A 12,063-nucleotide genomic window follows, 5' to 3' on the forward strand; every position below is an offset into this window, starting at 1 on the left:
AGGGCGTCCGGTGCACGGGCGGTGCAGACCGTGCACTCGCCGCGTGGAGGCTCGCGGGACATCGCGCACATCAGGTCCGCGCACACGGATGCGGACCTGGAACTACTCAGGGCCCAGGACCGGTGCGACTGTGGACAGGTACGTGCCGGCACGTCACCCTGGCTGGCCACAACCCGGGTCCAGAGATCGATGTTCGTCGACAACACACTCCGCCTCTGGCAGGACGGCGGCCCGAACCGACACCACGACCCCTGGGCCGGACGGCACGTCGACACTACCCAACACCACATGCTGCCCCAACTCCTGCAACACCTACCACAAGACCTGACCGGCTTCCTCGCTGCCCTGACGAGGTGGGCGGATCAACACCCCACCTGGGCTCTCGGGGCCACGCGTTGGCACACGGGCAATGAACCGACACTTCGCCACCACAACACCGTGGGAGCCGAACGACCAAATCCCCAGGCTCCCGCCGTGGCACCATCACCCTGCGAATTCTCCGCGGGTACACACCCCGCGAGCCGACGGGACCGGCGGAGTGTGTCATCGGCTTCGATCAGGCCCTCGTCTTCCACTGCTCCGCCAGCCACATGCGCGACGACGTCTTCGTCGATGTGACGGTCGGTCCTCGCACCGGCATCCCACCGGCACGCCTTCGATCCCGGCTCACCCATCCGGGCCATGACAACGTCCACAGTTCTGCCCGAGAGCTGGCGGACGTCTCGCCTCCCGCCGGCGCCACCCCAGCGACCCGCACCGAACAGCCCAGCGGCGGGGCAGCGACGCCCGCGCCCGCACGGGTCACCCGACCTGACCCGGCGCCCACGGCCAGACGGGCCGCTCCTGTCCCGGCGCCGGACACCGGTGACACCGCCCCCCGCCACAGGCCCTGGGCGCGCTGGCACACGTCGTGGTCACCACCACGACCGCCACCGTCCTCGTGGGTCACCGCAGTCGCCGGGGGCCTGCGCCCGAGGGCACGATGCCTGCCTCCACTCGCTCATCGACGGGGAAGGACCAAGGATCGTCGAACGACTGTTCGGCGCCCACGCCGCTGGCGGTCACGCCGTCACGGCGACCGGCATGTCGAGAGTCTGTGGGCCCATCCGGAAGCCGGGATCGATCTGGGAGGTAAGGTCGACTCCCACCCGCGCGTTGGCCCATGCTGCCGCATTGCGCCGGTGGAACTCGTACGCCCACCGAGTGAAGGCCTCCCAGTCCTGGACGGTGCCGTCGACGGCCTCGCTCAACTGTCCGAGCACGGCCCGGTTTGCGGCTTCCAGCTCGTCGAGCGGCCCCACCGTGCCGCGTTCGGCTCGTCGCACGTACGCCGAACGGCTCACCCAGGTGAGCAGATCCTCCCCGACGTGCTCCCGGAGGAAGTCGACGTCGGTGGCGTCCTCGACCTTGTTACCGATGACGGACAACGTGACTCCGTAGTCGCGGGCGTAGCCGGCGTACTGACGGTAGACGCCGACGCTACGCACGGTCGGCTCGCAGATCAGGAAGGTACGGTCGAAGCGGGTGAACAGCCCCGAGGCGAACGAGTCGGCGCCAGCGGTCATGTCCACCACCACGTACTCTCCACGCCCGTCGACCGTGTGGTTGAGCAGCAGCTCGACCGCGCCGACCTTGGAGTGGTAGCAGGCGACCCCGAGGTCCTCGGCGGTAAACTCGCCGGTCACCGCCAGCCGTACGCCACTGACCGTCCGGACGCACGCGGCATAGATCGGGTTGTCCTCTGTGACCCGCAGCAGGCGCGAACCGGTTCCGGGCGGGGTGGTCTTCACCATCTCGGCGGCGGACCCGATGCGGGGATTGTCGCCCCGGAGGTAGTCCTTGATCTCGGGTAGGTGCTCGCCGAGCGGAGTGATCGCCACAGCGGCACCCTCCGGCCCACCGAGGGCCGCTGCGAGGTGCTGGTTGATGTCGGCGTCGATGGTCAGCACCGGCCGCCCCAGCGCGGCGAGGTGACGGGTGAACAGCGCGGCCAGCGTGGTCTTTCCGCTGCCACCCTTACCGACGAACGCGACCTTCACCGCACTACTCCAGCAGCACTAACGGCAATCGTTTCCATATTCGACACTTTAGCGGGTGGTGCGGCCCTCCGGACGGCAACCCACCGTCATGTCACCGGTCCGTGTGCCGACGCCCACGGCGAGGGGGTGCCGCTCACACCGGGGTATCGCTTCGATGGTCCTCGACAGTGCGGTCGAGCACGTCCGCTGCGATACGGTGGATTGTGCCGAGCGTACGGTCGCGTCCGCCGGCGCCCTCCACCATCAGCAGCAGGTGCCGCACGCCGGGCAACGCGGCGGCCTGGTCCAGCGCCTCCTTGCAGCGGCGCGGTGAGCCGACGGGGTGGATGGTGATGAGGCGTTCCACGTACGCGTCAAGATCCCGATGGCCCGCGGGGGCGCTGTCGAGGCGGACGTACTCACGGGTGCCGGCGAGCAGCGCCGGGAGCGCGGCACGGATGTCGTCCGCTGCCTGCGCGTCGCTGTCCCCGACGTGCGCCAGATGGGCGCTGGCGTGGCCGACGCGGCTCCCGTCGTGACCGTGAGCGGCGGCGACCCGGGCGTAGCGGTCCAGCAGGTCCGCCTTCTCGGCGAGATCGGCGTGCATCCCGAGCAGCAGCGGCATACCGTGCCGCGCGGCGAGCTCCACCGTCGGTAGCGAGGTCGCCGCGACCCACACCGGGATCCGCCGCGCCGGCCGCGGTACCACCGGCACCGCCCGGAAGGGGAATCGCTCGTTGCCGGCCACGGTCGGTGCGCCGGACAGCCACCGGTCCAGCAGCTCCAGGGCATCCGGGAAACCGTTGTGGAAGCGGTCCAGGCCGGTGCCGAACACCTCCAGGTCCACCCAGGGGCCGCCCCGGCCGACACCGAGACGGAACCGGCCGCCGGACAACTCGTCGAGCAGCACAGCTTCCTCACCGAGGGCGACGGGGTGGCGGTTGGACAGGGTGCAGGCGGCGGTGCCGACCGACATGCGCCGGGTGGCGCCGAGCAGATGCGCGGCGAAGGTGAGCGCTGAGGGACACACGCCGTAGGAAATGAAGTGATGCTCGGCGATCCAGACCCCGGCGTACCCGGCGGCCTCCGCGGCGCGGCCGTACTGCTGGGCGTCGGCGAGAGCCGTGGCGTGGCTGGCGTCCGGGCGGCGCCCAGCGAGCAGGAACAGGTGGACATCCACGTCGCAGCCTACTCGCCGGGCGGCGGCCAGATCAGCAGTCACGCAGCTCGGGTGACTGGTTGAGCAGTTGGCCGCGAGTGGAGACGAAGCGGCGGTGGGTGTCGGAGTCGACAGCGGACAGGCGGAACGCGGCGATGCGGTGGCAGTTCTGGAAGGCGAGTTTGACGCCGAAGTGGCGCTCCAGACTGGACCGGATGGCGTCGCTGGCCAGGGCCCGCAGGAGTTGGCCACGTTCGGACTCACTCGGCGGCGGGACGACGTTGTCGGCGAACTCGGCGTCGGACGACTGGAGCTCCGCCACCACCCGGCTGATGGTCTGCCAGGCGTACGGCAGTGAGTCCCGGACACAGGTCACGAACGCCTCGTCGTCGACCGGCCCCGATTCGGCCGCCTGTAACAGGTCCGATGGCACGGTAAGAGACATGCTCCTCCTCACACGATAACGATCACTGTTGTCGTACGCGTTGCGCCACGAGCACACCATGCACCGTACGTGGCGTCAATGGCACCGATCGTGCCTCCGCCCGGACAGCGAATCCCCCTGCGAGCGGCCCGCTTCTATACACTCATCCGCACCGGCGGCAAGGGGGGACTCGCCTACCGTCATCGCCTGCTGGGCACTCGTCCGCGCTGGACAGACAGAAGGTGGAGGCGTTGTGAGCGCACCCGAACGCATCGCGCCGGCACAGGAGGATCCGCCGGGTGAGGCCTCGGCCAGCAGCAGCCCGCCGCAGGTCCGGGGCGCTGCCGTGCGGGCACTGATCGCCGAGCGCGTCAGCTCCGTCGAAGTGCTCGCCGCGCTGCTGATCCTTCTGATCATCCTGCGGGACCCGCTCGCCGGCCTGCTGTCCGCGCCGTCCCTGGCGACCTGGACCACGGTGTTCGTCTCGGTGATGGTGCAGGCGGTCCCGTTCCTCGTGTTCGGCGTGCTGCTGTCCGCCGTGATCGCAGTCTTCGTGCCCCGGTCCTTCTGGGCACGCGCGCTGCCGAAGCACCCCGCGCTCGCCGTGCCGGTGGCCAGCGCTGCCGGGGTCGTCCTGCCCGGATGCGAGTGTGGCGCGGTGCCGATCGCCGGGTCCCTGATCCGCCGTGACGTCACCCCCGCCGCGGCGCTGGCGTTCCTGCTCGCCGCGCCGGCGATCAACCCGATCGTGCTCGTCGCCACCGCGGTCGCCTTCCCCAACAATCCCGAGATGGTCCCGGCCCGAGCCCTCGCGAGCCTGGTCGTCGCCATGGTGATGGGGTGGCTGTGGCTGCGGCTCGGACGCACCGAATGGATCCGGCTACCGCACCGGCCCGAGCTCGACGGCCTTCGGCGGGGCGAGGCGTTCTGGGCCGCGGTCCGGCACGACGTGGTGCACGCCGGCGGCTTCCTCGTCATCGGCGCAATAGCCGCCGCCAGCATCAACGTCCTGGTGCCGGAGCGGTGGCTGCAGACCCTAGCCGACCAGCCGGTGCTCTCCGTCCTGGCGCTGGCCGCCCTCGCCGTCCTGCTGTCCATCTGCTCGGAGGCGGACGCGTTCGTCGCCGCCTCGCTCTCGCAGTTCTCTCTCACCTCCCGGCTCGTCTTCCTCGTGGTGGGTCCCATGGTCGACCTCAAGCTCATCTCCATGCAGGCCGGGGTCTTCGGCCGCCGCTTCGCCGCCCGCTTCGCCCCCGCCACGTTCGCGGTCGCGGTCGCCGCCGCCGTCGTCACCGGGGCGGTGCTGCTGTGAACCGACAAGCCCAGGCCTGCATCATGATTCTCCTCGGCGGCGCGGTCCTGCGCGCCAGCCTCACCGACCTGTACCTGCGCTACGTCAAGGAGGGGCTTCGGCCGTTCCTCATCGGCGCGAGCCTACTGTTGATCGTCACCGGTGTCATGACTCTCTGGTACGAACTGCGACCCGCTGCCGGGAACGAGCGGGGGGCAGCGCCGCCGGTCTCCCCGAAGAGCGGAGAGAGCACGCGCACGGCCGCCGCACACGGGCACGACGACCACGGGCATCACGAGCCGCGCGTCGCCTGGTTGCTCCTGCTGCCCGTCCTGGGGCTTCTCCTGGTCGCCCCGCCCGCCCTCGGCTCGTACGCCGCCGCCCAGACCGGGACCGCGCTCACAGCTGATCAGGACTACGAATACCCTCCGCTGCCCGCCGGTGACCCGGTGCAGACCTCGGTCCTCGACTACGCCGCCCGGGCTCTGTTCGACAGAGGCCGGTCGCTCGATGGCCGCCGCGTCCAACTGACCGGCTTCATCGTTTCCGGTCCCGGCGGCAAGCCGATCCTCGCTCGAATGATCATGTCATGCTGCGCCGGGGACGGCCGACCGGTCAAGGTCGGCATGACGGGCGACGCACCCGCCGGTCTGGCCGCCGACACCTGGATCGAGGTCACCGGCCGCTACACCGACCGTCTCGGCCGCGACCCGGTCAACGAGGTGGAGATCCCGTACATCCAGGTCGAGTCGTGGCGACAGGTGCAGCAGCCCACCAATCCCTATGGATGACCGGCCGGCGCACGGCCCGGGGTGGGCGGTGGGTCGCGCGCCGGCCGGGTCCGCCGCTTGCAGGCACCCCCCCTACCTCGGCGGACGTCTGTGTTCAGCTGCTGCTACGGAAGGCGATGTCAGGGACGGACGTCGAAGGTCCAGGTCTTGGCGCCGGAGGTGACGGCGGCGCCGGTGCGGGCGAGCGTGGCGGTGACGTCAACGGTGACGGAGAGCGGGCGACGCCGGCTCGATCGCCGAAACGTGGACCGGGTACGTCGCCTCGGCGCGCACCGTCGCACCCGAGCGCAGAGCGGCCGAGCCGGTCAGGGTGAGCCGGTAGTGGGTGGCTCGGGCCGGACCGGTACGGGCAACCGTTACCAGGACGCCTTGCGGATGCCGGGCAACTCGCCGCGCAATGCCATCTCCCGGAACCGCACCCGCGACAACCCGAAACGGGTCAGCACACCGCGCGGACGACCGTCGATCACGTCCCGGTTGCGCAGCCGAACCGGGCTCGAATCGCGGGGCAGGCGGGCCAGCTGACGCACGGCGTCAGCGCGTACGTCCGGGTCGGTGTCCGGGTGGGCGATCAGCCGCTTCAGCTCCGCCCGGCGGTCGGCATGCCGGGCGACCAGTTCCTCCCGGCGGGCCTGCCGATTACTCAAGCTCCTGCGGGCCATGTCAGCGCGCCTCGCGGAACTCGACGTGCTGGCGGACGATCGGGTCGTACTTGCGCAGCACCAGCCGGTCCGGGTCGTTGCGGCGGTTCTTGCGGGTGACGTACGTGTAGCCGGTGCCGGCGGTGCTGCGCAGCCGCACGATCGGACGGACATCGGTCTGGCGGGCCATCAGAGCTTCACTCCCTTGGCGCGCAGCTCGGCGACAACCTTCTCGATGCCCTTGCGGTCCACGGTCTTGAGTGCCTTGGCAGTCAGGGTGAGGCTGACCCACCGCCGCTCCGACGGCAGCCAGTAGCGGTGGTTCTGCAGGTTCGGGTTCCAGCGGCGTCGGGTACGCCGGTGGGAGTGGGACACGGCGTTGCCAAAGCTCGGCTTCGCGCCGGTGACGTCACAACGTCGGGACACAGTGCTCGCTCCTCGGTGAGACTCATACGGTAACGACAACGGTTTTCAGTTTTACATCAGTCGTCGGTGACATCCAACCCGGGGCCGTCGACGATCTCCACGCGGACAGGGTTCCAGGTGTGGGCGGTTGGACCGCGCTGGCTTCGGGGCCTATGGCATGATTAGAATGACAATCGTTTTCAGTTAAGTCGAGGGGAGTTCCATGTCGTCGTCACCACAGGCCCCGACCCATACCGTGACAGCCGACGGCGCCGATATCCGCCCGTCGTTGACCGTGCTGTCCGGGTTCTGGCCGGCGGCGACGTTCGCCGCCGCCCGCGCGCTGCTCGCCGCGGACACCTCGCTGCTGCTGATACGGCACGACCTGGCCGGGATCCAGGACGGCGTCGTGCGGCGGGTGGTCCGCACCGGCACCGGTATCGTCGAGGACGAGCAGGTCGTACTGCGGCACGGCTGTATCTCCTGCACCCTACGCGAGGACGTGCTGCCCACCCTCGTTCGGCTCACCCGCACCCACCCCGGCCGGGACCTGGTGTTGATGCTGCCGGAGGCGGTGGAGCCGGAGGCGGTGGCCGCCGCCACCGCGCACTGCCTCGTCAACGGCGCCCCGATCACCGACCTCATCCGGGTGGACTCCTACGTCACCGTCCTCGACGCCGAGCACCTGCTCGACGGCCTGGCCAGCACCGACGACCTCATCGCGCTCGGCATCCAGGCCGCCGACGACGACGATCGCGCGCTCGCCGACGTCGTCGTCCGGCAGATCGAATACGCCGACACCCTGGTGCTGTGGGGGCAGTCCCGCGACGGCGAGTTCGACACCGGCCGGATGTCTGTCCTGCTACAGCGGATGGCGCCCTGGGCGACCCACCTACGGGTCGACGGCGACCTCGTCGACGCCGGCATGCTGACCCGTCAGCTGCGCCACACCCACCGGCACCGGCCGGAGACCCCGGGGATACTCGCCCGTGGCCTGCAGGGCTACACCCTCGGCGCACACGAACCGGAGCCCGACTGCGGGGTCGTCTCCGCCGTCTTCCGCGCCCGGCGCCCGTTTCACCCGCAGCGCCTACACGACGTCCTCGAAGAGGTCAACGCCGAAGTCATCCGCTCCCGCGGTCACCTCTGGCTGGCCAGCCAAGCCGACACCGTCATCGCCTGGGAGTTCGCCGGCGGCGGCCTGGCAATGGGATCCCTCGGGCACTGGCTGGTCAGCCTGCCCGAGGACCGCTGGGACCACGTCGAAGACCAACGCCGGCTCGCCGCAGCCCTGGACTGGGACCCCTACTACGGCGACCGGCACCAGCACCTGGTCTTCATCGGCCTCGACATCGACCCCGTCGAGCTGCACCGCACCCTCGCCGGATGCCTGCTCACCGACGCCGAACTCGCCGACGGCGAGGACACCTGGCGCACCTACCCCGACCCGTTCGCCGGCTGCTTTCCCCTCTCCGTGGAGGAACTGGCCGACACCGACACCGACACCGACACCGAAGGAGCACGATCCGCATGAAGCCCGGAATCCACCCCGAGTACCGGCCCGTCGTCTACCGTGACAAGGGCGCCGACTTCGCCTTCCTCACCCGCTCCACCTCCACCAGCGACCAGACGATCGAGTGGACCGACGGCAACACCTACCCCGTTATCGACGTCCAGATCTCCTCGGCCAGCCACCCCTTCTGGACCGGCAAGCAGCGTCTGCTCGACACCGCCGGCCGGGTCGAGAAGTTCCGCCAGAAGTACGCCCGCCGCGGGCCCCAGAGCGGATGAGCACCGACACACAAGTCGACTGGGCGGAGCTGGCGCCGCAGCTGGTCGACGCCGCCCGGCAGGACCGGGCCTGGTACCTGACGCTCGCCCGCGAGCTGGTCGCCCCCGGCGACCGGCTCGCGGTCGACATCGGCTGCGGCGCTGCCGGAATGTCCCTCGCCATCGCCCGGATGATGGCCTGCGGCCGGGTGGTCGCCGTGGACGCGCACCCGGCCGTCCTCGACGCCGCCCGCGACCATACCCGAGCCGAATGGTCGGACCCCCGAGTACGCATCGAGCCGCTGCGCGCCGCCATCCCCGCCGAGACAGCCGCACTGCGGGAGGCGCTCGGCGCTCCGGCTGACCTGATCTGGGCTTCCGCCGCGGTGCACCACGCCGGCGACCAGCAGCCGGCGGTCACCGCCCTGGCCGGACTGCTCGCCCCCGGCGGACGGCTGGCCCTCGCCGAGGGCGGCCTACCGGAGCATCATTTGCCCTGGGATGTCGGCCTGGGCGAACCCGGTCTGGAGGTCCGGCTGCACGCCGCCCAGGACCGCTGGTTCACCCGGATGCGGGCACAGCTTCCCGGCAGCCGGCGGATGCCCTACGGGTGGACCGAAGCCCTACAGCGGGCCGGTCTGTCGCGGGTGACCACCCGCACCACCCTTGACGAGCAGCCACCGCCGCTGCCCGACGGCACCCGTCGGGCCGTCGTGGAAGCCCTCGCCGAACGGGTCGGCCGGCTGCGGCCCACCGGCCTGCTCACCACCGCCGACCTCGACGCCTGGGACCGTCTCCTCGACCCGGCCGACGAGAAGTGGCTCGGTCACCGCGGCGACCTGTTCCGGCTCTCCGCCCGCAGTGTCCACCTCGGCGTACATCCCTGACCGCCGATGACCACGCCCTTCGTTCCGGACGCACAGCTTCGGGTCGCGGGCCTCACGCCCACCGCGCAGCGCCGCGCCGTCCTTGCGCTGCTGGTCGGGCGCTCTCGCCCGCTCACCGCTCAGGAGGTGTACGCCGAGCTCACCAGCACCGTGCGACACATCGGTCTGACCACCGTCTATCGGGCACTGCACAGCCTCGCCGACGCCGGGCTGCTGCACACCTTCGACATCGACGGCCAACGCGCCTACCGCCACTGCGGCACCGCACCACACCAGCACCTCATCTGCATCCGCTGCGAGACGGTGACCGAGTGCCCGCCTGAGATCGTGACGAACTGGCTCACTGAACTGCATGAGCACACCGGTTTCACCCCGTTTCCCGAACGGCTCGACCTCCGGGGCGTCTGCGCGAACTGCGCCAGCACGTGACGGCGGCCTCGCGGATCAGGATCGGAGTAGGGCGGATCGCTGTCCCTGCCGGGCCATTGACGCCAGCACCCGCCCTGGTCATCGCCGTCGGCGACCCACAGCCCGGCAACTGCAACGACACCATCGTCTACCGCACCTCGGGCATCGACCAGAAACTGGCCGGACGACCGGTCATGGCCGACCGCAGCTACCGCGGCAACCCCGAAGTGATCGCGCCGTACCGCAAACCCACCGACGACAGCACGCTGCCGGACTGGAAGGAAGCCGCGCTGCCCGACTCGCGGCTGGCTTCGAGATCGGCGTTGCCACCGCCTGGCGCTACGTCCAGGAGGCGATAGCCCTGCTCAGCGCGGCGACCGACGACCTGGACACCGCGATGCGACGTATCCGGCTGCTGGCGTACGCGATCCTGGACGGCACGCTGATCTCGATCGACCGGGTTGCCGAGCAGAGGCCCTACGACAGCGGCAAGCACAAACGCCACGGCGTGAACGTGCAGGTCATCGCGGACGCCGCCGGCCGGCTCGTGTGGGCCTCACCGGCCCTGCCCGGCGCGACCCACGACCTGACCGCCGCCCGCCATCATGGCATCATCGATGCCCTGACCAGCGCGGACGTGACGACCTTCGCCGACAAGGGCTATCAGGGCGCCCACGGCAGCGTGCGCACGCCGTTCACACGGCGCCGCTTCCGACCGAAGCTGTCACGCCGGCAGAAGGCCGTCAACCGCGCACACGCGAAGATCCGCGCCCGCGAGGAACGAGCGATCACCACCCTCAAGACCTGAAGATCCTGGTCAAACTGCGCTGCTGCCCACACCGAGCCACCACGATCGTCCAAGCAATCCCCGTCCTGCACCACGTCGAAGCGAACCGCTACGCAGGATGAAAACGGCTGTGAAGGTAGGTGTTGGCTGGCCTGGGGCTGGCTGGCAGGGTCAGCGTCATGATCGCGGCTGGGTGTAGCTCATGAAGATGGTGGCCCCACGAGGTGCTCTCAGTGAGATCTGCCCATCCGGTCTGCGGTCGGGCGCCGGCCCTGTCCCTCTCGGTGGCTTGATCAGAAGCTTGCCCGGTCCGTTGCAGCGGAACCTGGCTCATCACAGTCCTGCCGCGAGAGCACACAGCCCGGGCCGACGCCGTCACGACGTCTCCCGGGAAGGCAGTACGCCGCAATTGGCCATCGTTGCAGACCAGTACGACTTCGTCATCGGTGTGGACACCCACGCCGCCTCCCACACGCTCGCCTTGATCACCGCTGGCACCGGCGCGGTCGGGCAGCAGGCTCAGTTCCCGACCAGCCCGTCAGGGCTGCGCCGTGCCGTCGACTGGATCGAACGCCACACCCACCAATCGCCGACGCCGATCGTCATCGACAGCGCCGGTTCCTACGGCGCCACCTTCACCGAGCAGCTTTCTGCAACAGGCTTGACCGTCGCCGAGGCCCCCGACGTTGCGGCCACCACCCGGCGTCGCCGTGGCAAGAGCGACGCCGTGGACGCCGTCGCGATGGCTCAAGCAGCTCGCAGCCTCGACATCAACGAACTGTGCTGGCCACGCGCCGGCGGCGATCGCACAGCCCTGCGCGTCCTGACAGTGGCTCGCGAACAGATGAGCGGCGAACGCACCCGCGCGGTCAACGCGCTGACCGCGCTGCTACGCACCGTCGACCCCGGCATCGACGCCCGCCGCGCCCTGACCACCACGACGATCGCCACCGTCGCGGCCTGGCGCACCCGCAGCGACAACGCCACCCTGGCCGTCTGCCGCGCCGAGGCGATCCGGCTGGCGCGTCGCATCCGCGCCCTCGACGCAGAACTCGCCGCCAACCACACCGCGCTACACGAAGCTGTCACCGCGCAAGCGCCACAACTACTCGCCCTGCCAGGTGTCGGCGCCGTCGTCGCCGCCACCGTCCTGCTGGCCTGGTCCCACCCCGGCCGCGTTCGCTCCGAAGCCGCGTTCGCTGCCCTGGCCGGCGCGTCACCGCTACCGGCTTCATCAGGCAATACCACCCACTACCGGCTCAACCGCGGCGGCGACCGACGCCTCAACCGAGCGCTCTACACCGTCGCGCTGGTCCGCATGGGCCACGACCCTCGCACCCGCGACTACGTGACCCGCCGCACCCGCGAACGACGCACCAAACGCGAGATCATGCACAGCCTCAAGCGCTACATCAGCCGGCAACTCTTCCGCACCCTGAACGGCACCCACCCAGCCACCAGCACCACTTGACAACTATAGAA

The 12,063-nt window shown here is 70.2% G+C and carries 13 protein-coding genes and 2 pseudogenes; 9 read left to right on the forward strand and 6 right to left on the reverse strand.

The window, feature by feature from the left end; all coding sequences use genetic code 11:
* Positions 1–1,061 precede the first annotated feature (1,061 nt).
* From STROP_RS14290 to STROP_RS14300, 3 genes are all read right to left on the reverse strand, one after another.
* Entirely contained in the window at positions 1,062–2,039 is a 978-nt protein-coding gene (locus STROP_RS14290) for an ATP-binding protein (protein ID WP_012014068.1), read from the reverse strand.
* Between the two features lie 133 nt (positions 2,040–2,172).
* Entirely contained in the window at positions 2,173–3,240 is a 1,068-nt protein-coding gene (locus tag STROP_RS14295) for an LLM class flavin-dependent oxidoreductase (protein WP_020678863.1), read from the reverse strand.
* Positions 3,230–3,622: an SCO5389 family protein gene (locus tag STROP_RS14300; RefSeq protein ID WP_012014070.1), complete on the reverse strand. Its 393-nt coding sequence runs from the start codon at positions 3,620–3,622 to the stop codon at positions 3,230–3,232. Before STROP_RS14300 ends, STROP_RS14295 begins: the two co-directional genes overlap by 11 nt.
* A 232-nt stretch (positions 3,623–3,854) precedes the next feature.
* On the opposite strand from STROP_RS14300, the gene STROP_RS14305 reads away from it, so the two are divergent.
* On the forward strand, positions 3,855–4,913 hold the full coding sequence (locus STROP_RS14305; protein WP_012014071.1) for a permease: 1,059 nt from the start codon (positions 3,855–3,857) through the stop codon (positions 4,911–4,913).
* Positions 4,910–5,683, forward strand: a complete 774-nt coding sequence (locus STROP_RS14310) for a TIGR03943 family putative permease subunit (RefSeq protein ID WP_012014072.1) — start codon at positions 4,910–4,912, stop codon at positions 5,681–5,683. Before STROP_RS14305 ends, STROP_RS14310 begins: the two co-directional genes overlap by 4 nt.
* A gap of 356 nt (positions 5,684–6,039) precedes the next feature.
* Here STROP_RS14310 and rpsN read toward each other — a convergent pair whose 3' ends face one another.
* Genes rpsN through rpmB form a run of 3 tightly spaced genes read right to left on the reverse strand, consistent with a single transcriptional unit; the run spans position 6,040 to position 6,750 of the window.
* Entirely contained in the window at positions 6,040–6,345 is a 306-nt protein-coding gene (gene rpsN / locus STROP_RS14315) for a 30S ribosomal protein S14 (RefSeq protein ID WP_012014073.1), read from the reverse strand.
* Between the two features lies 1 nt (position 6,346).
* The gene (rpmG, locus tag STROP_RS14320) at positions 6,347–6,514 is read right to left on the reverse strand and encodes a 50S ribosomal protein L33 (protein WP_012014074.1); all 168 of its coding nucleotides are present in this window, start codon (positions 6,512–6,514) and stop codon (positions 6,347–6,349) included.
* Positions 6,514–6,750, reverse strand: coding sequence for a 50S ribosomal protein L28 (rpmB, locus tag STROP_RS14325; protein WP_012014075.1), 237 nt, complete (start codon positions 6,748–6,750; stop codon positions 6,514–6,516). The genes rpmG and rpmB overlap by 1 nt, the downstream gene beginning before the upstream one ends.
* A gap of 202 nt (positions 6,751–6,952) precedes the next feature.
* Between rpmB and STROP_RS14330 the strand changes: the two genes are divergently transcribed.
* The 7 genes and pseudogenes from STROP_RS14330 to STROP_RS14360 form a co-directional block, all read left to right on the forward strand.
* Positions 6,953–8,263, forward strand: coding sequence for a CobW family GTP-binding protein (locus tag STROP_RS14330; RefSeq protein WP_012014076.1), 1,311 nt, complete (start codon positions 6,953–6,955; stop codon positions 8,261–8,263).
* The gene (locus tag STROP_RS14335; RefSeq protein ID WP_012014077.1) at positions 8,260–8,520 is read left to right on the forward strand and encodes a type B 50S ribosomal protein L31; all 261 of its coding nucleotides are present in this window, start codon (positions 8,260–8,262) and stop codon (positions 8,518–8,520) included. The genes STROP_RS14330 and STROP_RS14335 overlap by 4 nt, the downstream gene beginning before the upstream one ends.
* The gene (locus STROP_RS14340) at positions 8,517–9,386 is read left to right on the forward strand and encodes a class I SAM-dependent methyltransferase (protein WP_012014078.1); all 870 of its coding nucleotides are present in this window, start codon (positions 8,517–8,519) and stop codon (positions 9,384–9,386) included. Before STROP_RS14335 ends, STROP_RS14340 begins: the two co-directional genes overlap by 4 nt.
* 6 nt (positions 9,387–9,392) lie before the next feature.
* Positions 9,393–9,815, forward strand: coding sequence for a Fur family transcriptional regulator (locus STROP_RS14345; RefSeq protein WP_012014079.1), 423 nt, complete (start codon positions 9,393–9,395; stop codon positions 9,813–9,815).
* Between the two features lie 56 nt (positions 9,816–9,871).
* Positions 9,872–10,153: a transposase family protein gene (locus tag STROP_RS25755; RefSeq protein WP_018831571.1), complete on the forward strand. Its 282-nt coding sequence runs from the start codon at positions 9,872–9,874 to the stop codon at positions 10,151–10,153.
* Positions 10,075–10,703 (forward strand): annotated as a pseudogene (locus STROP_RS14355) (transposase family protein); the annotation flags it as partial. The gene STROP_RS25755 and the pseudogene STROP_RS14355, both read left to right, overlap by 79 nt.
* A 287-nt stretch (positions 10,704–10,990) precedes the next feature.
* A pseudogene (locus tag STROP_RS14360) lies at positions 10,991–12,059 on the forward strand (IS110 family RNA-guided transposase); the annotation flags it as partial.
* Positions 12,060–12,063 lie beyond the last annotated feature (4 nt).

It is taken from the genome of Salinispora tropica CNB-440 (genome assembly GCF_000016425.1).
Lineage (GTDB): Bacteria > Actinomycetota > Actinomycetes > Mycobacteriales > Micromonosporaceae > Micromonospora > Micromonospora tropica.

What these genes read in the sequence shown, in the direction of transcription:
- STROP_RS14345 (WP_012014079.1), top strand. Translation starts at nt 9,393, where the DNA reads ATGACCACGCCCTTCGTTCCGGACGCACAGCTTCGGGTCGCGGGCCTC.
- STROP_RS14340 (WP_012014078.1), top strand. Translation starts at nt 8,517, where the DNA reads ATGAGCACCGACACACAAGTCGACTGGGCGGAGCTGGCGCCGCAGCTG.
- rpsN (WP_012014073.1), bottom strand. Translation starts at nt 6,345, where the DNA reads ATGGCCCGCAGGAGCTTGAGTAATCGGCAGGCCCGCCGGGAGGAACTG.
- STROP_RS14335 (WP_012014077.1), top strand. Translation starts at nt 8,260, where the DNA reads ATGAAGCCCGGAATCCACCCCGAGTACCGGCCCGTCGTCTACCGTGAC.
- STROP_RS14330 (WP_012014076.1), top strand. Translation starts at nt 6,953, where the DNA reads ATGTCGTCGTCACCACAGGCCCCGACCCATACCGTGACAGCCGACGGC.
- rpmG (WP_012014074.1), bottom strand. Translation starts at nt 6,514, where the DNA reads ATGGCCCGCCAGACCGATGTCCGTCCGATCGTGCGGCTGCGCAGCACC.
- STROP_RS14300 (WP_012014070.1), bottom strand. Translation starts at nt 3,622, where the DNA reads ATGTCTCTTACCGTGCCATCGGACCTGTTACAGGCGGCCGAATCGGGG.